This is a genomic window from Tianxiuia mixotrophica, assembly GCF_050596425.1.
GTDB lineage: Bacteria > Bacillota > Clostridia > Peptostreptococcales > Acidaminobacteraceae.
Genome location: NZ_CP192292.1, coordinates 264,394 through 289,496, shown reverse-complemented (window position 1 = coordinate 289,496; position 25,103 = coordinate 264,394). Strand labels below are relative to the sequence as shown.

The following is a 25,103-nucleotide window of genomic DNA, read 5'->3' as shown; positions in this document are numbered from 1 at the left end:
TTTAAGCACCTGCCTTTCTACCGCCTACAGTGAGTGAAGACACTCTAACCATAGGTTGTCCTACATTTGCAGGTATGCTCCCGCTTACCGATCCACACATGCCTTGTCCCATTTCGAGGTTGTTTCCAACCATATCTATACGCTTTAAGACATCAAGACCTGTTCCGATTAAGGTTGCACCACGGACAGGTTCAGCGATCTTTCCATTTTTTATCAAGTACCCTTCCTGGACAGAAAAGTTAAAGTCGCCCGTTGCAGGATTCACCGAGCCACCACCCATGGTTTTTGCATATAGACCTGTTTCAGTGGCTGATATAATTTCCTCTGGCGTGCTCTTTCCTGGGGCAATATATGTGTTGCTCATTCGTGATGTGGGTTCAAACTTATATGACTGTCTACGGCTGCACCCGTTGGCTTCCATATTCATGCGTCGTCCGCCGAGTTTGTCAACCAAGTAGCCCTTAAGTATGCCATTCTCGATAAGAACATTTTTCTGTGTTGGTGTGCCTTCATCATCTATACTGGCTGATCCCCACTGATTTTCAGCGGTACCATCATCAATAGCCGTGACCACATCACTGGCTATTTTTTCACCTAATTTACCCGTGTAAACCGATGTCCCTTTTGATACCGACGTTGCTTCTAGCCCATGTCCGCAGGCTTCATGGAAAATTACGCCACCAAAACCATTGTCAATGATAACAGGCATTTGACCACTTGGACAGTAGTCTGCATGGATCATCGTCTTGGCTATGCGGGCTGCTTCCCGACCATAGTCTGCCATGTCATGCATATCATACAATTCAAAACCGTGATGGGCTCCAGTATTTGCCGCACCCGTTTGCATTTCTCCGTTTAGTGAAGCCACTGCGGAAATACCGCAACGAGTCCTAATGCGTCTATCTTCTTTCATTAAGCCTTCTGAATTGGCTATGAGTATATTTTGGTCAGAATCCAGATAGTAGCCTGTGACCTGGGATATTACATCATCATAGTTTTTGGCTGCTTCATAACCCCTTTTAAGCAGGGCCACCTTATCACCTTTTAGAATATCTGCTGGATATTTTCTTATGGTATGTACCCTTTGAACAGCGCCCTTGACCAATCGAACACCTTGGACCTTAGAAACGCCCGCTATAGACACTGCCGCTTCTTTTGCAAGTCGAATTAGGTTGTCTCGTCCTGGGTCATTGCTATAAGCATAGACACTATTTGTTCCATCAAATATTCTCACACCTACGCCAAAATCGTGTCCAGAATTAGCCCGCTCGATCTTTCCACCTATCATATCGATAGCTGTAACATGCTTGTCTTCTACAAACGCTTCTGCAAAATCTCCACCAGTTGACAGAGCTGCTATCAGAATATCTTCAATCAGTTTCTGACTTAACATTTTGTGCTCCTTTCCTTACAAGACACTTTCTATAAAGGCCTTGCTTTAATATTCCCAGTAAATTTACATTTGGCTAGTCTGAGCGACTTGCAAAATATCATTCAAGCACCCTTGCTATACTATATATATAGATTTAAGAATCAAAAATTCTATTATATGGTCTAGCAAGGGTACAGATCTGTAATTTAGCAAGCGCCTGAATCTTTATATCTATATACAAAAGCATCATTATCCATGTCTGTAAAACGCATAAAACCATGTTTATACAGAATTTCATGTTCTTTTGTACCGCCGTCTGACATAATTATAACATTTGAACTGTTCTTTTTTTGTGCCTGAAACAATACATAGTGAAGGATCTCCTGCTTTTGAGGTCCAAACATGAAATATAGTGTCATTCCATCATCTTTTTGTTCCCAGTTTCCGAAAGCAAAAACCGTGTCCTTATATTTAAAGATCATTTTTCTTGAAAGCAATTCTTTTAAAATCTCTTCATCACATTTTAAAAATGTCCAGTCCAAATTGATGTAGGACTGCCTATTTTTCGTATTTATTAAATCGAGAATAGACCGTGCTTCCTCAAAGTCTGTGATAAGTTGGAATTCACTTATATCTCGAGGCGCTTCATATTTTGGAAGTTCCTCTTCCAACGCCTTCATCAGGAATTTAAAAGATGCCACTCTCTCAAATCCATTCTTTTCTATGATAGCAATGCTTTCATAATTTTCGACAAAGGTGCTGAGTTCTAAACGACTGTATCCCATTTCTTTTGATCTTTGTATTTGATACTTTGCCATTTCTCGGCCAAGTCCTTTGCCCCTGTAGTCTGTATCCACACGAATACCCTCTAGCCACAGAACATCATGAGGCAATTCAGTGATTTTTGTACAACCAGCCACCACGCCATCTATGGTGACAACACTAAACTCTCCATTTTCCTGGGCGACCCACTTGTCAAAAACCAAAGGGACATAGTCGTCACCGTCCCAAATTTTACTTGAAATCTCTTCAATTCTCGACTTGTCTGCTTGCTCCGCCGGTCTAATCTCGATCATATGCTATCCTCCATATGCTTTATGCGCTATTGTATGTTCACATTAACAGAATTCCCCACAACCGTCAATTTGCAATGGTTTTATTCGTGCAATTTTTTTGAATGTTTTTCATTTCTCAACGCTTTAATCCATGATTATTCACACCTATCACATGGTCCAAACTCGCTTTTTTATGTCTAATCTTGTTTAATAAAAAGGCCAAGCCAAAGAGCGTGTTCCCTCTACGACTTGGCCTTTTCCTTTAGATTGTCTTTTCTCACATTTAAAGAATACGGAATTTCACAAAAAAAAAGATACATCTTAAGATGTATCTTTCCTTTGGCGACCCAGAAGAGACTCGAACTCTCGACCTCCAGCGTGACAGGCTGGCGTTCTAACCAACTGAACTACTGGGCCATAATGGTGGGAGTAATAGGGCTCGAACCTATGACCCTCTGCTTGTAAGGCAGATGCTCTCCCAGCTGAGCTATACTCCCACATTTGCTGGTTTGTTAACTTCGCGTTAATTTCCCGCGAAGACAATACCTATATTACCGGATACCCCTTACTTTGTCAATAACTTTTTTTAAAAGAAATTTTCAAAGTAAATGGTAGCGGCGAGTGGACTCGAACCACCGACCTTTCGGGTATGAACCGAACGCTCTAGCCAACTAAGCTACGCCGCCACAAATAGGCAATACAGTGCCATCACAGGCGTGACGACAAGATATATATTACACGAGTGTTTGAGGACTGTCAACATAATTTTTCTAATTTCAGAACTTACTTTTTATCAAGGATGAGTCGTTCCATCAAACAGCCTTCCAGATTGTCAAAATCACTTATGTGCATGGCATCTATTTGGAGTGTATCAAGTATATGATCTATAACCATACTCCCCGCAAGGATGATATCTGCCCGCTTAGGCTGTAGCCCTTTTATTTGCTTTCTATCCTCAAGGTTCAGTTTTCTGAGTCTTTCATTCATGTTTTGAATATCTTTTCCAGTCACAGCCGTGTTTTGTATTTTATATCGGTCATAGGTTTCCATTTCGAGTTCTATAGCGCCAAGTGTTGTCGCCGTTCCGCCTATGCCTATGGCTTTTGTAATCTTATATGCTTTAATCTCGTCAAGAACGCTTCTTGTGATGTCTTCAATGTCTTTTTTTACAGCTAGATATTCTGAATCTGTGATGGGATCTGTCTTTATATGTTTGCCTGTCATTCGCACAGCACCCACATTAACACTCTTTGCCAAGGTTATTCCCTGCGAATCTCCCACTATAAGCTCCGTGCTTCCCCCACCTACGTCGATTACCAGTATCTTGCCCTCTACACTTCCCACGCCGGCTAAAACGCCTAGAAAGCCAATTTTAGCTTCTTGGTCTCCACTAATCACTTCAATGTCCAGGCCGCAGGCTTCTTTGACACGCTTTATAAAAGTCTCCCTATTCTGAGCGTCTCTGACTGCACTTGTTGCCAGGGCATAGACCCTTTGAGCGCCCCATGTCTTGGCCTCTTCATAAAATTCTTTTAAGGCTTTGACGCTTCTTGCCATACCCGCTTCTGAAAGTTCTCCTGTTTCGTTAACCCCTTCACCAATACGTGTCATTTCCAAAGCTTTATTGCCACTTTTTAACTGACCATCTATAATTTCAGCCTTTAAGAGGCGAATGGAGTTCGTACCAATATCTATCGCTGCTACACGCATGCTTTCCCTCCTTGTCAAATCAAACGTCTTCAAGGCAATGTGCCTTTCAAGCATTTCACGAAGGCACCCGTAAAACAAGGGCGTCAGATCACGTTTGAGATCCGTCCAGTCTTTACGAGTGCTAGAACTATATTCAGTGTACCATATTGAAAGCCCTATTTTGGACATAGAAAAACCCGGGGATACCGGGCATCTATACCAGCGCACATTCTTTCCCAAAGGAAGATCGTCTGGCCTTAAGCTTTGATTTTGAAGTTCGTGCAATTATCTAGTGCCGTGACCGTTGCCTTTTCGCCCCGATGACTTAGCTGCTTTTCGCACATCTCTTAACTTTTCATCAGAAGACTTCATAAAACCATTTAACATGCTCTCAAAGTCTTTTGGTTTTTGCTGACGTCTTGCTCCATAATCTTGCGATTGGTTGCGAGATGGTCTGTTTTGACTTGGACGACCGCCTCCACTTGGCTTGTCTTCACGGCGTGGCGGTCGACTCTGCTGTGCTTTGTCTGGGCCTGTTTTTCTGTCACTTGGCTTTTTTGATGCACCGTTTTCTGACGCTTGTCTGATAGACAGACTGATTTTTCCCTTTTCGTCTACGGATAGAACCTTAACCTTGACCGCTTGATCCTCTTTTAAATGATCTGCAACTTCTTTAACATAGTCGTCAGCAATCTCGGAAATATGGCAAAGACCTGTTTCACCAGTTGAAAGTTTAACAAATGCACCAAACTTCGCCAGTCCTGTTACCGTCCCTTCGAAAATCTTACCCACTTCGATGGCCATAAAAAAATTATCCTCCTTAAGTTCTTGAAAAACAATACAGGGTATAGCTCCCTCAAATATTATACACGCTACTGGCAGAAAGAATCAATCAGAAACTTCTGACACAACACTTTCCGACTGCGTGTCATCATCTTGAATAATGTATATAATTTCATTCGGCTTGACCATCTTCAACTTTTCCCTTGCAATTCGCTCAATCGTCTCAGGACTTGAAGCATTTTCAAGTTCTCCTTCAAGTTCTTTGACATCCTCATTGAGTAAGAGAATTTTCTCCTGACACGCCGCTTGTTCAACTTTCAGCTGTCTTAACTTGATCTCTTGCCTTACAAATGTCACACCCACATATATGAGAAAGAAAGCTGCAAATAAAACAACGACCCTATTTCTTTTTAGAAACCGTCTTGTTCCTTTCATGCTAATACCCTTTCTGATTCCAGCTAATCTTGAAGCTGGCGATACAGGTCTGTCGCCTCTTCCTTGCGAACGTGTTCTTTAATATCACATATTTCCACTTTTATTGTCTTAGCCGCAAAGCCCAGAGTCAAAATATCGCCTACCTTAACTTCCGATCCCGGCTTGGCCGCTTTATCATTGATTAGAATTCGGCCCTGTCCACAGGCTTCTTTTGCCACAGTCCTTCTTTTGATCAATCTGGAGATCTTAAGATATTTGTCCACTCTCATAGTCCGCCTCCATATTCAGTGGCTCTCGCCATTTATAGAATTTAACTCCAGGGCATAACGACACCATATATAGATACTCACAGTCGGTTCATATATGGTCTAGCTACGGCCTGTCACTCAAATTTCGTAGATTTCTTGTCACCAGATCCCACCCAAGCCATTCACAAAACCCACACTCGGTTACTCCATAGAAGGATTTCCACGAGTGAAGGCTGTGAATCCACTAGGGACATATTAGAAAAAAAGTGATTTCTTTCTAATATAAAGAAAAAAGCAGCGAGGCTGCTTTTAACTTTTATTACTTGTTAACTAGTTCTTTAAGAGCTTTACCCGCTTTGAAAACAGGTGCTTTAGATGCTGGGATGTCAATAACTTGTTCAGGATTTCTTGGGTTACGGCCTTTTCTTTCTTTTCTCTCACGAACGTCGAAAGTACCGAAACCTACAAGCTGAACTTTATCTCCAGCTACTAGTGCCTCTTCAACAGATTTCATAAAAGCATTCAGAGCCATTTCCGCGTCTTTTTTAGTTAGACCCGACTTTTCTGCCATACTTGTTACCAGTTCCGCCTTATTCACAGTAAAACCTCCTCAATCAGTTGAAATTCTAGCTCACATTGGCTATTTATATCTTATATTGAAACTGCGGTTTTTATCAATACTTTTTTTAATATTTTTTGCTACAAATCCAGTTTTTTTGCGCTGTTCCACAGATTATCCATCTCAACAAGGGTCATATTGTTTAAAATTTTACCTTTTTCCAGTGTTTTCTCCTCTATGTAACGAAATCTTCTTAGGAATTTTTCATTGGTATGGCTGAGAGCGACCTCTGGTCTAACCTTAAGGAAACGGCAAACATTTACAACAGCAAACAAAAGATCACCGAGTTCATCTGTGATTTTTTCCTGGTCTTCTGACTCATAAATTTCTAAGAATTCATCCAGCTCTTCATGGATTTTTGCAATGGCATCTTTAATGTCATCCCAATCAAATCCGACATTTGCTGCCTTCTTTTGAATCTTATAGGCACGCATGAGGGCAGGAAGTCCATTTGGTATTCGTTCCATAGACTCAACATGCATGTCTTCGTTTTTCTCTTCTTTCTTAATGGCCTCCCAATTTGTGAGGACTTGGTCAGAATCATCCACATTCACATCTGAGAAAACATGCGGGTGACGACGTATGAGTTTATTGCTTATGGCTGTTGTAACGTCATGAATGTTAAAGTATCCATGTTCTTCAGCAATAGCCGCATGGAAAACAACTTGCAAAAGAAGGTCGCCCAGTTCATCTTCAAGCTCATATAAGTCTTGTCTGTCAATGGCATCTAGAACTTCATAAGCCTCTTCAATCAGGTAAGGCTTGAGACTCTCATGGGTTTGTTCTCTGTCCCACGGACAACCATCCGGTGATCTTAGAATCTCCATAATGCCCACTAGGTCTTCAAAAAACCTTTTTCTCTCCCCATCCATGGCAATGCCAGGAATGTATAGGGATGTCAAGTGGTCATGCAGGTCTTCCTTCTGGTCCAGTTCGTAAAGCATAAGTTTTTCTATACGCTCTTCCCCTGGTATGCCTGCCCCTCTCACAACTATAACCTCTTGGTCATCTTCATAGTATTTGCCAAGGGCCAGTTTAACCCTTGAGGCAATCATCCTGTCATAGACTTGAATGATCAGGTTGTCCATAGTCACATCAGGAATCTGGGCTTCAATCTGCATGGCGTCCATTATTTTAAGCCCATGAACTGGATCTCTTTTCAGACGGGTTACAATGGCATCAATGAAACTTGCACCGTGGACAAACTCTATGTCAATACCCGTTTCAAGGGCAAGGGTCTGAAGGTGTTCCACCGTTTTTTCCGCCACAAAAGGATTGCCCGGTACAGCATATACCACAGGCCCTTTTTCAGATTTTTCGGCCACATCTTTTGCAACATTCCAGTACACTTCTTCAAAGGTTTCGTATTTTTCATAATAAGCGTCATATGACTCGAAATTTATGCCCCGTTCTCTTAGCTTATCTACCACGGGGTGTTTTTCTGTTCGCAGGTAAACAAGTCCTGCTGATTCAAGGGTCTCAAGAGCTTCAAGGGTCAAGTAATTCATCCCTCCAGGTCCAAGACCCACCACTTTTATGGTTCTATTCATATCTAAACCGCCTTTCTAAAGCTGAGCTTTCTAGAAATTTTCTTAAGCTTGCTTCCGCCGGGCATCATATCCATATCTTCCTCTGTTAGAGTGTTTGTGACAAAGATCATAATGAGGAAAGTCAATCCACCAACAGCTACAGCTGCAACCGTCGCCACACGACCTGCATTTAAGACCCCAAATCCACCAAGGGCCAGTTTGTTCACAATGAAGTATGTTATTTTTACGGCAACAACCATAACAGCACCATCAATGGCTGGCTTAAAGAATATTTTTGTCCAGTTTGGTTTGAAATCAACAATTTTCATAAGGCTGACAAAGTTGAGAATACTCGCACATGCAAAAGCACTCACAGTCGCTATGGCCGCACCACGAATGTTAAGGGCCGGAATACCTACCAGTGTATAACTTAAAACGCCCTTTAAGATCGCTCCCATAAAAAGATTGCGCGCAGGCAGATTTTGCTTTCCAAGCCCTTGTAGTATACCCGTTGTGACCTGATACATGGAGAGGAAAAGCACCCCCCACCCTAAAATGGCTAAAATGGAACCTGTGCTAGATGCAATTTCAATTTGCATGGGATAAAGCAGTTTCATAATAGGTTCGGCCAATGTCACCAGACCGAGGGAACAAGGCAGTCCAATGATAAGACCAAGACGCAGACCCGCTTCGATGGTTTCGTTCATTTCCTTACCAGCTCGACGGGCTGAAAGGGCTGCAATAGCAGGAACAAGACTAATTTGAACCGCCGCTGTAACCGTCTGGGGCAAGTTGACAAGGGTCTGAGAATATCCTGTCAGCTGACCGTAGAGGTCATTGGCCTGTTCCACAATCCCTATATCATGCAGTCGCCTCATAACAATAAAGAGGTCAAGCATTGTCATAATAGGAATAACTGATGCACCAATTGTGATCGGAATGGCAATTTTCATGACCTTGCCAATAATTTCTTTCTCTGATTCTTCCGGTTGATTTGGGAGTTTGTTGTCAATGTCCCCCAGCGCACCTTTCTTTTTCATACGTTGGTAGTAGATAAAAATGATCAAGAATCCTGAAAAGGCGCCTGAAGTGGCCCCAAATGTGGCACCGGCCGAAGCGAACTCCAGCCCTTTTCCAAAGAGCATAAAGGCAAGACCAAGCCCTAGACCAACCCGGAAAAATTGTTCAATAATTTGTGAAAAAGCATAGGGCTTCATATCTTGAAGTCCTTGGAAGTAGCCTCTAAAAGCTGACATGACGGCTACAAATAGAATGGCCGGACCAAGGGCAAGAAAAGAATAATATCCCCCTGTGTTCTTAACATATGTCGTCACCCATTCTGCACCGAGCATCATAACAAGCATGCCCACAAAGCCCACTGCCGCCATAAGTTTTAAAATGGTTTTAAAGACCCTGTGGGCCCCATAATAATCGCCTACAGCATTTCTCTCTGCAATCGTCTTAGCAATCGCTGCTGGAAAACCTGCCGTTGATATAACAATCAGCCAGTTATACATAGGATAGGCTGTCTGATAATAACTCATACCTTCATCGCCAATTAGATTCGCAAGGGGAATCCTAAAAAAGGCGCCCATAACCTTTATAATGATTGCTGCAACCCCAAGAATAGCGGCACCCTTCATAAAGGATTGTCCTGTTTTTTTCGTCATCATTTCCTCCTGTGTCAGGGGCATTGCCCTGAGTTACTAAAACATAACCATTATATCAGAAGCCATCATGGGGTGAAAGGTCTAGCTTCATTCAAAACTCTTGTTATAATCATTCCAACTTGGGTATGAATAGTTTAGTTGCGGTCTTAAACAATACATAAGAATCACAAGGAGGTTATATAATGGGTACATATGGACAAAAACTTGTAGGGGATAAAAAAGACAAAATCCTTGAACTGCTTAACAAGGCTCTAGCTGATGAGTGGTATGCTCACTACCAGTACTGGATTGGGGCAAAAATCATAAAAGGCCCGATGAAGGATGCCATTGCAGCAGAACTTATTCAACACGCCACTGAAGAAATGACACATGCTGAAATGGTTGCAGACAGAATTGTTCAGCTGGGCGGCACACCTGTTCTTACACCTGATGACTGGAAAAAATGGACCACTTGCGGCTATGAAACGCCAGAAGATCCTTTTGTAAAAGCTATATTAGAGCAAAACATCAAGGGCGAACAGTGTGCTATTGATGTCTACAACAATCTTTTAAAGGAAACCAACGGCGTGGATTTTATCACTTACGACATGGCAATGCAGATCCTTAAAGATGAAGTAGAACACGAAGAAGACCTGCAAGGTCTAGCAGAAGATCTTCAACTTATGTTTGACTATCATAAATAAAATTCAGTGCCAAATTAAAGTATATAAATTTGGTTTAGAATAAGACGATAAAAAGCTGGTGCTTACCTTTGGTAAACACCAGCTTTTCTTATGTTTTTCATTATAGTCTTCTAATTTAGACCCTTTATAGAATTACAGGTCTATATTAGTCGTTTATTTTTTCAAGAAATCTTTCAACTTCTGCTGAGTCCAGGAGTTCTTTGACCTTTTCAGCATAGGCTGTCTGCGAGAGTGAATCGACAATGGACTTTTTATATGTTTCAATTTCCTCTTCTGAGGCACCTGTTTCTTCTAGGTCACGAATGGTTTGAACGTCATCCACCTTTATGATGTGGAAACCAAACTGTGACTGAACCGGTTCACTGATGCCGCCCACTTCAAGATTAAAGGCCACATCTTCAAATTCTGGTACCATCTTCCCACGTGGGAAGTAGCCCAGACTGCCACCGTTTGAGGCACTGGCAGGATCTTGAGAATACTCTGTTGCCAGCTCTGCAAAATCTTCGCCTGCGTCAAGTTTTTCCTGAACAAGGGCCATAGTGGCATCATCATTCACGAGGATATGACTTGCACTCACTAAAACCGTTTCCGTTTCGTAAAGGGCATTCAGTTTTTCTTCATCCTGCTTAATGTCTTCACGAATCATATTGTTAAACTCTTCAGCATAGAACTGAGACTTAATTTGATTTTTAATAAAATCATCACCAAAGCTCATTTCCTCATAGAAAGATTTTGTTTCTTCATCTGTCTCTAAAACCTCTTTGAAGTTATCAAAGGCTTCCTTGATTTCTTCTTCTGATGGCTCATATCCACTTTTATCAACATAGGCCATAATCAGTTTTTCTCGGATCATATTTTCAAGAAGTTCTTCTTTAACAATTTCTTTTACTGGACGTCCACCAATTTCCTGGGTCCAGATATTTTCACCAAACATATCATTGTAAGCGTGTTCCATAAGCGCAAAATTATTATCATACGCTGTTTTTGATACAACATCCCCGTTTACCGTTGCTACAGCAACTTCCTTTGATGCCCCCGCAGATGACCCATCCCCACCTGATTGGGGCTGGCATCCTGTCAGAGACGTTGCAGCCAGCATCAGCAGCGTGAGTGCCAGTGCAATGTTTTTCTTAAAGCCCATTTTACTTTTCACTCCTTAGTCAATTTCTGTATAAATTCTCGCATATAAGTGCTCCAAACATTATTATATCTCATATTGACCGTTCTGGAAACCGACAATATCCTCCATGACTGTAATCAGTTCAAGCAATTTATTTTCTCTTGAAATGGCTTTTTTGAGGAACCTATACTGGAAGTATGGCTTTGAACCTGCATTAAAGTGAATTCGTCTGCCATATTTCTGCGTCACCAGGGCGATCGTTTCTGCTTTTAAATCCTTTGCATCCCTAAACTCAAAACGGAAAGTATTGCCTTCTTCCTTAATGAGCAAAATTCTTGACTGAATGCCCAGGGCTTTCAGATAGGATATCCTAATAAGGTTATAAACCACCGTTGGCAGTGTTCCGTAGCGATCCTCAATTTCCTCTTCTATGGCAAAGGCATCAGACTGATCGCGTATGGACGAAATTCGCTTATAAAGCTCTAGTTTATGTTGAGGATTGGTTACAAATGTGTCTGGAATATAGGCACTGATGTTGTACTCTACTAGAGTATCAACCGGCGCAGAGGAAACTTCCCCCTTGATGTCACGGACTTTTTCCTCAAGCATTTTAACAAACATTTCGTATCCGACAGTTGCCATATGTCCACTTTGAGCCGCGCCCAGAATATTGCCTGCCCCTCGAATTTCCAAGTCGCGCATGGCAATTTTAAATCCAGAACCAAGCTCTGTAAATTCCTTGACCGCTTTTAATCGTTTTTCAGCCACTTCCGTAAGCACCTTGTCCCGTGCATACGTTAAGTAGGCATAGGCTATACGATTGCTTCTGCCCACCCGGCCTCTAAGCTGATACAACTGAGATAGACCCATTTTATCTGCATCGTTAATGATGATGGTATTCACATTGGATATATCAAGGCCCGTTTCTATAATGGTTGTACAAACCAGCACATCAAACTCATGATTCAAAAAATTCATCATCATTTTTTCCAGTTTGACTTCGCTCATCTGACCGTGGGCAAATCTAATTTTAGCGTCTGGAACAAGCTTTTGAAGACGAGCAGTGACTTGATCGATGTCACTGACCCTATTATGAACAAAGAAAACCTGTCCCCCCCTGTCAATTTCCCTTTCAATGCCTTCTGCAATCAGATTTTCATCGTAATCTGTCACATAGGTTTGCACTGGGTATCTGTCTTCAGGCGGATCTTCAATCAGACTCATGTCCCGAATACCAATCATAGACATGTGAAGAGTCCTCGGAATCGGTGTGGCCGTTAAACTTAGAACGTCTACAGATTCCTTTAACTTTTTAATCTTTTCTTTGTGTTTGACACCAAAACGCTGTTCCTCATCGATTACAAGCAGACCCAAATCTTTATACTGTACATCATTGGAAAGGACCCTATGGGTGCCTACAACAACGTCAAGTACGCCTGCGCGAAGGTCTTCTGTAATTTTTTCCTGTTGCTTGGCCGTTCTAAACCGGCTTAACATCTCCACCTTAACTGGAAATTTCGAAAACCTTGCCTTAAGCCTGTCATAATGCTGCTGGGCAAGAAGTGTTGTCGGTACCAGCAGGGCCACCTGCTTGGAATCCATAACCGCTTTGAAAATAGCACGAATGGCCACTTCTGTCTTACCGTAACCAACGTCGCCACACAGTAGACGTTCCATCGGAGCTGGTTTCTCCATGTCCACCTTGATTTCACGGATACACTTGAGCTGGTCAGGGGTTTCTTCATATGGGAACATGTCTTCAAACTGCTTTTGCCATTCGGTGTCTGCACCAAAAGCGTATCCCACTCGACCATGTCTTGCCGCATAGATGGCTAGAAGTTCATCGGTCATGTCTTCAATGGATTTCTGCGCTTTTGCCTTTGCACGTTTCCACTCAGCACCACCGAGTTTGCTCAGTTTGGTTTTCGCTGACTCGTTACCGATATATTTCTGAATGAGATCCATATTTTCAACAGGAATGTAAAGCACATCATCCCCGGAATATGTGATCCGCATATAATCCTTCTTCTGACTGTCAACCACAAGTTGTTCTATGCCCACATATTTGCCTATACCATGGGCTTCGTGAACGACAAAATCTCCAACAGATAGTTCGTTGAAGGACTTTATCAGTTGACCTGTTTTTCTCTTCTTTCGTTTCTTTCGGTGAACACCGGAAAGTTCTTTATCTGTAAGAACAGCATAACGAATATCTCTTAATATAAAGCCATGACTCAGGTTCATAGGACATATAATGACCTGGCCTGTGGAAACAGCGGTTTCAATGTCTTTGGCCACAATGGCACTGACATCATAATCTATAAGAATGTTTTTAAGGCGTTCTGCCTTTTCTTCTCCTGAAACAGCTAAAACTGTGTGGTAATCTCTCTTTTGCCATTGTATGAGTTCCTCAGCCAAGGCCTTGTTCTTGCCGTGAAAAAGAGGGGCTTCAACAGACTGAAAGTGTATAATCTGGTCCAGTCTAAAGTCATCAATGCGCTTTGTTAAGTTGTCCATTAATATGACTGGATGGTTGTCAAAATCACCAAGCACCCGGTCATATCCGAATATATTGTTGACTTGGTCCGCCAGGAGGGCGCCCCGTTCAAAATAATTTTTAAAACGTTCTTTATAGTCATTAATGTATCGGTCTGCCCTTTCATGGGTCCGACTTGGCTCTGAAATGAAGATTGGCGTTCTTTTAGCAAGGAAGTTCATTAAGCTTGCATCTTCTTCATACATGAGATCAAAATATCGGTCCAGACCATCTACATAAATTTCTTCATTCACATGTTCTTTGAGTTCTTTAAGCTTTGCCACAAGCTCTTCATTTTTTATTGTAGAAATACGTTTTGTCAGTTTATCTGAGAGTCTTTTTCGAACTTCGTCGTCTAAAAGGACTTCGCGACAAGGGCCAATCTCAACCCTTTCCATCTTATCTTGTGACAGTTGTGTTGAAGGATCAAAGGCCCTTATAGAATCCACTTCGTCATCAAAAAACTCTATACGGATAGGGTCTTCCATATTTGGTGCATAAATATCTAAAATACCACCCCTGAGACTAAAGTGTCCCTTTGACTCAACCATGTCCACGCTTTCATAGCCCATATTCACAAGGGTATGAAGGCACATTTTAAGATCATTGGACTGGCCGAGCACAAATTTCAGGCGGTTAATTTCCCAGTATCGCTTAGCTGGCAATCGCATGAGCAGTGCTTCTGCCGTTGTAACCACCACAATTTTTTCTCCACGAAGGAGCTTTTCAATGACACGGATCCTATCGTGAACAATTTGATTGGAATGGGCATATACATCAAAAAGACCATTTCCCTTGCTGGAAAGTACATGGCTTCACTGCCAAAAGCATTCAGGTCATCCACAAGGGCCTTGGCTTCTTTGGCAGAACCTGTTATGACGAGGCTCCCCGAATCCACTTTTCTATCTGTAAAGGCAATAACTTGAGCACTTAAAGTTCCCCAAACACCTGTTACAGAGATCGTTTGATAACCCTCATCCAGACTGCGGACCAGGGCCTTCGTGGCTACTGCGTTTTCCATTGGTTGAAATAATGCATTTATCATTGGGTTGCTCCCGTCTAACCGTTGAACCGGTTCATAGCAAGATCAACACCGTCAGTGATCATGGTTTCTATGGCGTCTCCAGCGTTTTTAACGACAGGAATCATGGCTTTGGCTTCCTCTTTGGAAAAACGCCCTATAACGTAATCCGCCAAGTCTCGTCCACCGCTTGGACGTCCAATGCCAATGCGCACTCTTGGGAAGTTGTCGTCTTTTGAAAGGAATATAATATTACGCATACCATTGTGCGTTCCAGCGCTTCCCTTTTTACGAATGCGGATTTTACCTGGATCTGTGTCGATATCATCATATACAACAATGAGATTTTCCATTGGTACATCATAATACTCTAAAATCGACATAACGGACTCTCCACTTAGGTTCATATATGTTTGGGGTTTGACCAGAAGTATTTTTTCTGTGCCCATTCGCCCTTCACCGATCAGTGCCTTATGCTTAATTTTATTCACTGGAATATCCAGTTTTACACTTAAATAATCAAGAACGTCAAATCCTATATTGTGACGTGTTCCTTCATATTTTTTGCCTGGATTTCCAAGACCTACAACCACGTACATGCGCCCACCTCTTTTCTATATGACATACTTTGCGGCGCTCATTATACCAAAGTAAGTATGTACTTTCAAGGAAAGGGCATTAAATCTCACGAGGATTTAATACCTCACTTGTTTTTTTGCAAGGGAAAGCCCGGTTGCCCGGGCTTTCCCTTTCTCATTATACACCTTTATTGTCCATTATTTAATCTTGAATTTGCTGATATTCTCATTCATGTTCTTTGACATGTAGTTCAGCTGCTCAGCTGCCCGGGCCACTTCATCAACAGCAATGTTTTGCTGTTCCACTGTGGCTGTGACTTGCTGAGACGCTGCAGCTGTCTGTTCTGAAACAGCTGAAATGTTTTCAATGGCAGACACGATTTCTTCCTTGTCATCATTGAGAACGTTGACATTTCCTGAAATGGCCTGAATATGATCAAGTATGCCTTCAATGGATCTTGAAATGGAAACAAAGGACTCATTCACTTCTTTAACCGCTTCTGATTGCTCTTCGCTGATCCGTCTCACATTGCCCATACTCTTAACCGTCTTTTCACTATCTGATTGAATATTTATGACAATATCCCTGATTTTATCAGTCGCCTGGGCAGATTCTTCAGCCAGTTTTCTGATTTCTTCAGCCACGACCGCAAATCCCCTGCCGTGTTCGCCGGCGCGTGCCGCTTCAATTGATGCGTTTAAGGCGAGTAGATTTGTCTGTTCGGAAATGGAACTGATCGTATCGAGGATGGCGCCAATATCTTGGGTCTTATTGTTGAGTTCATCAATAACCACACCAATTTGATTGTTGGCCTCGTCGGTGAGCTGACTTTTTTCACGCAGGCCATGTATGGCTTTTGTTCCACCTTGATTGGCTGAGTCCACTTCCTCTGCGGACGTTTTCATTCTATCCATATTATCCGTAAGTTCTCTGAATCGATCTGAAAGCTGACGGGCAATCATAGCGCCTTTTTCAGCGTCCTCTGCTTGATCTTGTGCCCCCCTTGCAATGTCTTCAACAGTTCTTGAAACTTCACTTGCCGAAGCACTTGTTTCTTCTGATGTGGCCGCCAAATTTTCAGCCGCATGGTTGATATCCTCTGAAACACCTTTAATATTACCAATGAGGCTCCCAAGTTCATCAAGGGTGTCTTCAATATAACGGCTGAGTACTTTCAACTCATCATTAGATGTGACTTTAAGTTCTGCTGTCAAATCCCCTTGCTTTACAAGTTCCATTCCAGAAAGGATGGAATTGACATTCTTTGAAATGTATTTGGAGAATATCCATGCTGCCAGCAAACTGAGTATGACAGCGAAAATACCAACGAAAAGGATATTTTGAAGAATCTTTGCGGTTTCTTCTTCAATTTCGTCTTCATACATGGTCGCTAAAATCCGCCAACCTGTAACAGGCACAGTCCCAAAAACAGCGAACTTGTCCTTTAGACCGTCATCCTCTTCCCACTGATAATCTATCGATCCATGTTCATTGGCTGTCATAGCATCCTCAATAGTCGGTATAGGAAGTGCGCTTCCAATGAGATCAGGATTTTTATGGGTCATTGTGTTTAATTCTGCATCCATAAGGATTGGGTACCCCTTCTTGCCGATCTTAATACCGTTCATCATTTCTGAAATGTTAGCAAGAGAGACGTCTATACCAATAACACCATCAAACTTATTGCCGTCATAAACAGCCTTAATAACCGTCACGACTGTTTGTCCGGTTGCTGTGTCTTGATATGGATCCGTCCATACGGTTTCACCACCAGCGTTTTTAGCGTCTTGATACCACGGTCGCTCGCGTGGGTCAAAACCTTCTGGAAGCTCTGAAGCCGGACGAACATAAAATCCACCAGCATCAGGGGCATAGTATACATTTAAAACATCTGATTGTGACTCCAGCACATTATCTAGAACCTTTATAAGCCACTCTTCTGAATCCGAGAAGGTGTCTACACTCAGGACATTGGAGTCTTTTGACAGATAGTCCACAATAAACTCAAACTGGTTTAAATACTTTGTTGTGGCTTCTTCCACACTGGTTAAGAGTTCCCCTGTCATCTGCTTGAAATTGCTCTTAAGCATATTGGTGCCTGTCCAGTATGAAATATATCCCAGGACACTCAGCGATGTGACTATGACAACCATAAACATGATCATAATCACCGTTCCAATGCTTCTATGCCTCATTCCATTCATTTTCTTGTCACGTCTAGGTTTCTTTGCTTTTTGTTTCTTTTCAGATTTCCCTATTTTTTTGCTCTTATCTGCCAACTTAATCCCTCCTGTCATAGATATTTGTCTCAAAAGATTCTTACCCCTTCACACTCGGCCTCCGACAAATATTTATAAATATAAATAAAACCCCCAGTGCATGCACTGGGGGTTAAATGATTTATAGCTTATATTTAAGGCTATGAAATTTATGCTGTATTTTAGTCAAACAGCTTGCTTACAGAATCATTGTGGAAAATTCTTCTGATTGATTCTGCAAAAATCGGCGCCACTGAAAGTTGCTTAAGATTTGGAATGTCAAAGGACTCATCCAGATAGATGGTGTCAAGAACAACCAGTTCCTTGATCACTGATCCTTTGATTCTTTCAAGGGCTGGACCAGAAAGCACACCGTGCGTACAACATGCAAAGACTTCTTTTGCGCCACGTTCCATCAGAGCATTGGCTGCGTTGCAAATCGTCCCCGCTGTATCGATCATATCATCGATCAGGATACACGTTTGACCTTCAATATTACCAATAACATTCATAACCTCTGATTCATTGGCTTGTTGGCGACGCTTATCTATAATGGCAATCGGTGCATCGAGACGGTCTGCGAAAGCTCTTGAACGCGTAACACTCCCAAGGTCTGGCGATACAACTGTTACATCTTCAAGTTTCTTTGAAACGAAGTATTCTGAAAGAATTGGTCCACCAACAAGGTGATCCACAGGAATGTTGAAGTAGCCCTGAATCTGAGCAGCATGAAGATCCATTGTCAGCATGCGGTCTGCACCTGCTGCTGTAATAAGATCTGCTACCAGTTTTGCACTGATTGGATCACGCGCTTTGGCTTTTCTATCTTGACGTGCATATCCGTAGTATGGAATAACTGCTGTGATACGACCAGCTGATGCACGCTTAAGTGCATCGATCATAATTAGCAGTTCCATTAGATAGCGGTTAACCATTGGACGAGATGTAGACTGTACCACGTAAACATCACAGCCACGAACTGTTTCCTTGATGTTTACAGCAATTTCTCCGTCACTAAAGTTGGTAACTTCCGCATCACCCAGCGGAACACCTAGTTCGCCACAAATCGCTTTTGCTAGCTCATTGTTTGAGTTACCCGCGAAGATTTTAATTGCTTTTCCCTTGCTATGCATTTTGACCTCCCAAAATCACTGAAACGACTTACGTAAGGGGCTTTTGGCCTCTTATTTTAATAGGTTTTTCTTTTCAACCCAACCTGTCTTATTGACTTGTTTGGCTCTGGCTATGGCTAAAGATTTCTCTTCAACATTTTCAGTCACTGTGGACCCTGCTGCAACATATGCGCCTTCTGAAACTGTAACCGGTGCCACAAGATTGGCATTACAACCTACAAAAGCACCATCTTTCACAGTGGTTCTGTTCTTGTTTTTACCGTCATAGTTTACAAACACAACGCCACACCCGATGTTCACATTTTGACCAACATCGCCATCGCCTATATATGCTAGATGGGAGACTTTCGAATTGTCTCCAATCGTTGAGTTCTTCACTTCTACAAAATCACCGACTTTTACATTCTTGCCAATTGTGCTCTTTGGTCTAAGATATGCATACGGTCCAACCTTTGTATCATCATCCACACAGCTGTCAAGCAATGTTGACGATCTCACTTCAACACGATCTGCCACCTTGGTATTTTCAATGCGGGCATCTGGTCCAATATGACAGTCTTCACCAATTGTCGTGGTTCCTGTAATATATGATCCCGGATATATAATCGTGTCACGTCCAATTTGAACTTTCTTTTCTATATAAGTGTTGTTTGCATTTATAATTGTAACACCTTCAATCATAAGCTTATTTAAAATACGCGACTGCATAATTTGTTCTGCTTCATGAAGTTGAACACGTGAGTTAACCCCTAACATTTGCGATGCATCTTCAACGGCATAGCCACCAATGACATGACCATACCCCCTGATAATGCCTATGACATCTGTAAGGTAGTATTCTCCCTGTGCATTGTTATTATCAAGCTCACCAAGGGCCTTTTTAAGAACATCACCCTTAAAGCAGTAAACGGCTGGGTTGATTTCTTTAATGGCTCTTTGCTCATCTGTTGCATCCTTATGTTCCACTATGCCAACAACCTCATCCTTATCATTTCTAAGAATCCGGCCATAACCCGTTGGATCCTGGGCAAAGGTTGTCAGTAAGGCGCCACTATAATTTTTCTCCACCATTAAATCCACGAGTCCTTTAAGACTAGCAGGCTCAAGTAGTGGTGTGTCCCCACATAATATAAGTACGTTTTCATCATCACCAATGTGGTCAGCTGCCATTTGAACAGCATGCCCCGTGCCTAGTTGCTCGGCCTGGAGGGCAAATTTGACACCACGGCTTTGAAGCTGTTCTTCCACTTCTTCTCGGCCATGACCTGTAATCGCCACAATGTGATTGCAACCAATTTCCTCAACAGCGTCCACCACATGGTCGACAAGGGTTTGGCCACTTACTTTATGTAATACTTTTGGTATTTTTGACTTCATTCGAGTCCCTGCACCAGCTGCAAGAATAATTGACATCAATTGACTCATTATATATCCTCCCTATTATCACGAATCTAAGCGCATTATATCATGTTCGTGTTTCGAATGCGAAAGACTGTCATCCGAACAAAAAAGAGTTTTTCTTCCTTTTCATATGCTAAAGCCTCCACTATTATACATCATTGTGGTCAGATTACGAGTGTTTTTTCAGAATTGTTATGATTTCAAGAAAAAATATTGATCTGTCTATTCTCAGACTAATTAACATCAAATGCCCTCATTATAAACAGCATGATAAAAGGCCAGGTGACAATTCACCTGACCTTAAACGCCTGTATTCTTTTAAGTCAAGAGACTTACTGCTAAGTCACTGGACTTACTGCTCTGCTTCTTGAACATTTTCTGTTTGTTCAATTTCTGTTTCTTCTGTTTCTTCTGATTCTGATAAGTGTTTCGCTTTTTCGTATTCCTCGAAAATGACATCTGTCAACAAATTTCGCATTTCCTGATTAATAGGATGTGCAATGTCGCGGTAATCTGCTTCACCGATTTTACGGCTTGGCATCGCTACGAAAAGACCGTTCTGTCCTTCAATGATTTTGATGTCATGAACAACAAATGCATCATCAAACGTCACGGAAACCACGGCTTTCATTTTACCCTCATCTCGAAGCTTTCGAATTCTGACATCGGTTACATTCATACGTGCGTTCCCTACCTTTCTGCCGAATCATTGGTCAATCAATGCGTATTTTTTACTATTCGGCAAAGGAACACTTTTTCCTTCAAAATCAGTGAAAATTTTTGAAATAATCTAAAAATTTCGTCATTTTGAGAATATGCCTATAACTTAACCGGGCAAAGTTATAAGCTCATGAGTCCGTCACTTGGAAACACTCTAACCTTTTCTTTATTTGACTCATCAAGAATAAGTATAGAGATATGTCCCTTTACCATTTTTTCCTTAGGCTGTAGCGTTTCAATTAAAACAGCTATGCCACTTACATTGGAATCCAGTTCTTTGACTAGGTCTGCCATGCCCTTTGCAGTGCCCCCCGCTCTCATGAAATCATCAACAATCAAGATGTTTGACCCTGGCTTAATAGCCTTCTTGGAAACATACATGGTTTGAACCTGACCTGTTGATCCCGACACATAGTTGATACTGATCGTCGAGCCTTCTGTCACCTTGTTTTTATGTCTTGCAATCACTAGGGGCACATTTAGATGGCTTGCAGTCATCATTGCTAATGGTATACCCTTTGTTTCCACTGTCATAACATAGTCAATGGAAGCTTCTGCATATTTTTCTGCAAATATTTCGCCCACACGCTTCACATAGCTCGGATTATAGAGCAAATCCGCTATATAAACAAAGCCGCCTGGAATGATTCGCTTGGGATCACTGATGACTTCACAGAGTTCATCAACAAGCTCCCTTTTCTTTTCAGGACTCACATACGGGATGTATTTTACACCGCCTGCAGCTCCTGCAATAGTTTCCACCCGTCCTAGGGACAGGTTCTCCATTAGTTTTTTGACAATCACAAGATCTTCACTAATGGTGGACTTTGCTGACTGAAACATTTCTGTGAAATAGTTCAGTGTATACACTTTGTTTGGTCTGTCACATAAAATTTTTACTATGGCACCGATTCGTTCGTTTCTTTTCATTTTACTCATGGATTCACACTCCGAATGTTCGTATTCTTGTATAACATTTTATTCGGTTTCGGGATATTATTCAATAGAAATCCGAACATTCCCTCGTAATTATTATTAATTTCAACTTAAAGTCCCGTGGTAAGTTCCTACAATATTTTTCAATACACTTGAATTATGATATAATTTCCGTGCTATCATCATTAAAAATGAAATCTTACACGCGTATTCTAAATGTGAAATGCTTACGCACCGCGAAAAGAACGATTTCTAAGTGGTACGTGTGTGCGATGCACAGAGCATGATTGATTCGGGTTTAATTACTGAAGATAATCCTAGAGCTATTGGGAGCGAATAAAATGAGCAAACTTAAAGGGCATACACGACACGTTCACCTAATCGGTATTGGCGGTGTCGGTGTGAGTTGGATTGCAGAAATCCTACTTGCAAAAGGGTATATTGTAACGGGCTCCGATTTAAAAGGGTCCATTATTACGGAGCGTCTTACAAAAAAAGGGGCTAAAATTCATATTGGACATCATCCTGACCATGTGGTCGGTGCAGACCTTGTTGTACACACGGCTGCCATTGGCGATGACCACGTGGAACTTTTAAAGGCAAAAGAACTCGAAATTCCAACACTGAACCGGGCCGAAATGCAAGGCGAGCTCATGGATCAGTATAAAAAAAGCATTGCCATTTCTGGTGCTCATGGCAAATCTACGACAACGTCTATGCTGTCTGTGATTCTTGCACATTCAGAAGAGGATGCCACACTTCTTGTAGGTGCTCATCTTGACATTCTTGGTGGCAATGCAAAAATCGGAAAAAGTGACGATGTTATTGTCATGGAAGCCTGTGAATACAAGGACGGTTTCCTAAACTTCAGACCCACACATGGCGTCATCCTAAATATTGACGAAGATCATCTTGATTATTTTGAGAACTTGGACCACATTCTGCGTTCATTCGTAAAATTTGCCCAGTCAATTCCTAAAAAAGGTGCCCTCATTATCAATGCAGATGACTACAATGCCAAAAAGGTCATTGGACATGTAACATGTCCCGTCATTACAGTTGGCATCACTCAAGACGCTGTCTATCAGGCCAAAAACATTACATTTAATGACAAGGGTCTGCCACAGTTTGATGTGGCCTTCAATGGTCAAGTGATTATGACCTGTCGTTTAAGCATCCCTGGCCAACACAATATTTATAACGGCCTAAGTGCTGTTGCGGTTGCCCATCATATTGGCATTCCATGTGAAATCATCACCAAGTCCCTTGAGACCTTTACAAATGCAGGACGACGCTTTGAAGATCTGGGGTATTTTAAGGGCGCACGTGTCATTGATGACTATGCCCATCACCCAACAGAAATCAAGGCCACACTAGCGGCTGCCGATAAGGTACCTCACAACAGAATTTTCAGTGTTTTCCAGCCACACACCTATACACGGACTCATGAACTCCTTCATGAATTCTCAACCGCTTTCTCTGGCGCTGACGAGGTTATTGTCACTGACATTTACGCAGCACGAGAAAAGGATGAAAACTTGGTCCATGCAAAGGACCTTGTTGCGAAAATACGAGAAGAGGGCAAAAAGGTTACTTACATCGCTTCTTTTGATGATATAAAGACTTATCTAGCTGAGCACGCTCAGGAAGGCGATTTAATCTTCACAATGGGTGCTGGTGACATTTATAAACTGGGCCAGCAAATTGTGGATAGCAAATAAAAGCCTTCGGCTTGAATCACCCAAATACAAAATAGTAAATAGACTTTAAACGTCATTGCCGATTTAAAGCTATAGCACAAATCCCGGCCTTATGAGCTCACATGAGCTCCAGCCGGGATTTCTTTATGTCTGCTCTCTAATATCCTATTGATTTCATCAACAGTTTAGCCTATCAACCTCGTTCTTTACACTTCCTAAACAGCCACACCGCGTCTTGTACTGGATTTTTCTTTGACACTGCGCGCGACTTTTCTTAAGGCCATATAAAGCTGTGTTCCGATGAGCCCCCCTGCAAGTCCACCTAGAATGGCAAGTGCAATAGCCTGAACAACAACGATTGGTTCATTGAAGGCAAACGGAGCAATTAGACCAGGAATTGGTGACGCTGTGCCAGGCGCATTGTTTATGATGCCCAGTAAACTTGCCATCATTCCCGCCAGGCCTCCACCTATAAAATTGCTCATATAAATGGGAAGTGCATTGGCTGTGACAACATCAGCCTGGGTCAGGGGTTCTAGCATAACGCCAATCATATTGGATGTTTCCCCTAGCTTTAAGCGCTTAAAGACCATGCCATTTGTAAACGAACCACCCACACATGCTATAGATGCAATTCCCATAGCTAGCCCATCAAGCCCAAGCATAGCTGTTAGGGCCATGGAACTGAGTGGGGAAGTGCACAGCATTTTAATAATCCCTCCCAGAAGAAAACCCATAATAACTGGAGACTGCTGGGCTGCTACAGCTATGGTATTTCCAATCATGCCAAGTGTGGTGTCAATATAAGGGGCCGTTGCTGTAGCAATCAGTCTTCCAAAAGGTGCAATCAAAAGCACTCCCACAATAATATCTAGACCACTTGGCAGCCTCTTCTCCAGTTCAGGTCCAATAAGACCCACTGCATAGCCCGCTAAAAATCCTGACAATATACCCGTTCCACCACAGGCCACGCCTGCAGTCACTGCATATATTGGGCTGGCACCAAGATACATGGATACGATCGTTGCCGCTGCAACGCCTCCCATAGACCCTGAAACACCGCCCACTTGTCCAAGAAAGGCCAGTCCTAGAAAATCACCGCTAATATACTTATGAATGGCTTCCACTAAAAAAGTGGCCACCGCTGCACCTGCAAGCCCTGACATGGCTTTCTGCCCCTTTGGCGCCTTAAAACTAAACACTGAGAATATGATGAGTGTGATCCCCAACATACCCATCCCCTTGATGATTTCCATAATTATGCCTCCTCTGTTTTGACAGCCCGACCTTTACCCCCTCATATACTGGCGCCAGCCTGACTATAGGTTTACAACAAAAAAAGGACAGGGAACAAAAACACCTAAATAAGATGCTCTTGTTCCCTGTCCTTTTATCTGAAAGTTTCCCCATTAAGGGTTGCTTCTTCGATGACCTGATCGGTTCTCTCCAGGGATATGTCCGACATACTGTTTTCGACCTGAGAGTTTCAACATGGTTAAGCCAACATGTCTTTCTCCTACGGTAGCTTACGCTTCTTCAATATGCCATCATCCACGACTATATTTGCTTCAAATGCATATTAACACGGAAAGACTTGCAATTTCAACAATTGTTAC

The 25,103-nt window shown here is 42.2% G+C and carries 21 protein-coding genes, 3 tRNA genes and 1 riboswitch; of the genes, 2 read left to right on the top strand and 22 right to left on the bottom strand.

The genetic code is table 11. The annotated features are described in order from the left end of the window. Position 1 precedes the first annotated feature (1 nt). The 12 genes from ACQ4KW_RS01305 to ACQ4KW_RS01250 form a co-directional block, all read right to left on the bottom strand. Positions 2-1,393, bottom strand: coding sequence for a TldD/PmbA family protein (locus ACQ4KW_RS01305; RefSeq protein ID WP_430884751.1), 1,392 nt, complete (start codon positions 1,391-1,393; stop codon positions 2-4). Positions 1,394-1,578: 185 nt separating this feature from the next. Further along, positions 1,579-2,448 (bottom strand): GNAT family N-acetyltransferase, encoded by an 870-nt coding sequence (locus tag ACQ4KW_RS01300; RefSeq protein WP_430884750.1) that lies wholly within the window; start codon positions 2,446-2,448, stop codon positions 1,579-1,581. A gap of 319 nt (positions 2,449-2,767) precedes the next feature. Further along, positions 2,768-2,844: transfer RNA gene (locus tag ACQ4KW_RS01295), tRNA-Asp, on the bottom strand. Positions 2,845-2,848: 4 nt separating this feature from the next. Continuing rightward, positions 2,849-2,924: transfer RNA gene (locus tag ACQ4KW_RS01290), tRNA-Val, on the bottom strand. Between the two features lie 112 nt (positions 2,925-3,036). Beyond that, positions 3,037-3,113, bottom strand: a tRNA-Met gene (locus ACQ4KW_RS01285). Positions 3,114-3,210: 97 nt separating this feature from the next. Next, complete coding sequence (locus ACQ4KW_RS01280) at positions 3,211-4,137, bottom strand: Ppx/GppA family phosphatase (RefSeq protein ID WP_430884749.1); 927 nt, start codon at positions 4,135-4,137, stop codon at positions 3,211-3,213. A gap of 264 nt (positions 4,138-4,401) precedes the next feature. Continuing rightward, the gene (locus tag ACQ4KW_RS01275; RefSeq protein WP_430884748.1) at positions 4,402-4,920 is read right to left on the bottom strand and encodes a S1 RNA-binding domain-containing protein; all 519 of its coding nucleotides are present in this window, start codon (positions 4,918-4,920) and stop codon (positions 4,402-4,404) included. 84 nt (positions 4,921-5,004) lie between these two features. Continuing rightward, positions 5,005-5,334: a cell division protein FtsL gene (gene ftsL, locus ACQ4KW_RS01270; RefSeq protein WP_430884747.1), complete on the bottom strand. Its 330-nt coding sequence runs from the start codon at positions 5,332-5,334 to the stop codon at positions 5,005-5,007. Positions 5,335-5,357: 23 nt separating this feature from the next. Beyond that, positions 5,358-5,603 (bottom strand): RNA-binding S4 domain-containing protein, encoded by a 246-nt coding sequence (locus ACQ4KW_RS01265; protein WP_430884746.1) that lies wholly within the window; start codon positions 5,601-5,603, stop codon positions 5,358-5,360. A gap of 298 nt (positions 5,604-5,901) precedes the next feature. Beyond that, on the bottom strand, positions 5,902-6,180 hold the full coding sequence (locus ACQ4KW_RS01260) for an HU family DNA-binding protein (RefSeq protein WP_430884745.1): 279 nt from the start codon (positions 6,178-6,180) through the stop codon (positions 5,902-5,904). Between the two features lie 101 nt (positions 6,181-6,281). Continuing rightward, the gene (gene mazG / locus ACQ4KW_RS01255) at positions 6,282-7,751 is read right to left on the bottom strand and encodes a nucleoside triphosphate pyrophosphohydrolase (RefSeq protein WP_430884744.1); all 1,470 of its coding nucleotides are present in this window, start codon (positions 7,749-7,751) and stop codon (positions 6,282-6,284) included. A 2-nt stretch (positions 7,752-7,753) separates the two neighbouring features. Continuing rightward, positions 7,754-9,400, bottom strand: a complete 1,647-nt coding sequence (locus ACQ4KW_RS01250; protein WP_430884743.1) for a putative polysaccharide biosynthesis protein — start codon at positions 9,398-9,400, stop codon at positions 7,754-7,756. A 182-nt stretch (positions 9,401-9,582) separates the two neighbouring features. On the opposite strand from ACQ4KW_RS01250, the gene ACQ4KW_RS01245 reads away from it, so the two are divergent. Further along, positions 9,583-10,083, top strand: coding sequence for a ferritin-like domain-containing protein (locus ACQ4KW_RS01245; protein ID WP_430884742.1), 501 nt, complete (start codon positions 9,583-9,585; stop codon positions 10,081-10,083). Positions 10,084-10,228: 145 nt separating this feature from the next. On the opposite strand, the gene ACQ4KW_RS01240 is transcribed toward ACQ4KW_RS01245, so the two are convergent. From ACQ4KW_RS01240 to purR, 9 genes are all read right to left on the bottom strand, one after another. Further along, positions 10,229-11,236, bottom strand: a complete 1,008-nt coding sequence (locus ACQ4KW_RS01240; protein ID WP_430884741.1) for a peptidylprolyl isomerase — start codon at positions 11,234-11,236, stop codon at positions 10,229-10,231. Positions 11,237-11,287: 51 nt separating this feature from the next. After that, a complete protein-coding gene (mfd, locus tag ACQ4KW_RS01235) occupies positions 11,288-14,440 on the bottom strand; it encodes a transcription-repair coupling factor (protein ID WP_430884740.1) in 3,153 nt (1,050 codons plus the stop codon). Continuing rightward, a complete protein-coding gene (locus ACQ4KW_RS01230) occupies positions 14,368-14,760 on the bottom strand; it encodes a hypothetical protein (RefSeq protein WP_430884739.1) in 393 nt (130 codons plus the stop codon). The genes mfd and ACQ4KW_RS01230 overlap by 73 nt, the downstream gene beginning before the upstream one ends. Before the next feature lie 38 nt (positions 14,761-14,798). Continuing rightward, positions 14,799-15,359, bottom strand: coding sequence for an aminoacyl-tRNA hydrolase (gene pth, locus ACQ4KW_RS01225; RefSeq protein ID WP_430884738.1), 561 nt, complete (start codon positions 15,357-15,359; stop codon positions 14,799-14,801). Positions 15,360-15,536: 177 nt separating this feature from the next. Continuing rightward, positions 15,537-17,618, bottom strand: coding sequence for a methyl-accepting chemotaxis protein (locus ACQ4KW_RS01220; RefSeq protein WP_430884737.1), 2,082 nt, complete (start codon positions 17,616-17,618; stop codon positions 15,537-15,539). 161 nt (positions 17,619-17,779) lie between these two features. Beyond that, positions 17,780-18,730 (bottom strand): ribose-phosphate pyrophosphokinase, encoded by a 951-nt coding sequence (locus ACQ4KW_RS01215; RefSeq protein WP_430884736.1) that lies wholly within the window; start codon positions 18,728-18,730, stop codon positions 17,780-17,782. Positions 18,731-18,781: 51 nt separating this feature from the next. Further along, positions 18,782-20,155: a bifunctional UDP-N-acetylglucosamine diphosphorylase/glucosamine-1-phosphate N-acetyltransferase GlmU gene (glmU, locus tag ACQ4KW_RS01210; RefSeq protein WP_430884735.1), complete on the bottom strand. Its 1,374-nt coding sequence runs from the start codon at positions 20,153-20,155 to the stop codon at positions 18,782-18,784. A gap of 328 nt (positions 20,156-20,483) precedes the next feature. After that, positions 20,484-20,810 carry a septation regulator SpoVG gene (gene spoVG, locus ACQ4KW_RS01205; RefSeq protein ID WP_430884734.1) on the bottom strand — a complete coding sequence of 109 codons (327 nt, stop codon included), beginning with the start codon at positions 20,808-20,810 and terminating at the stop codon, positions 20,484-20,486. 161 nt (positions 20,811-20,971) lie between these two features. Then, a complete protein-coding gene (gene purR, locus ACQ4KW_RS01200; RefSeq protein ID WP_430884733.1) occupies positions 20,972-21,781 on the bottom strand; it encodes a pur operon repressor in 810 nt (269 codons plus the stop codon). A 347-nt stretch (positions 21,782-22,128) separates the two neighbouring features. Between purR and murC the strand changes: the two genes are divergently transcribed. Then, positions 22,129-23,508: a UDP-N-acetylmuramate--L-alanine ligase gene (murC, locus tag ACQ4KW_RS01195; protein ID WP_430884732.1), complete on the top strand. Its 1,380-nt coding sequence runs from the start codon at positions 22,129-22,131 to the stop codon at positions 23,506-23,508. Between the two features lie 194 nt (positions 23,509-23,702). Here the strand turns inward: murC and ACQ4KW_RS01190 are convergent, their stop codons facing one another. Continuing rightward, entirely contained in the window at positions 23,703-24,743 is a 1,041-nt protein-coding gene (locus ACQ4KW_RS01190; RefSeq protein ID WP_430884731.1) for a PTS sugar transporter subunit IIC, read from the bottom strand. Positions 24,744-24,859: 116 nt separating this feature from the next. Then, positions 24,860-24,947, bottom strand: a riboswitch (glycine riboswitch). Between the last annotated feature and the right edge of the window lie 156 nt (positions 24,948-25,103).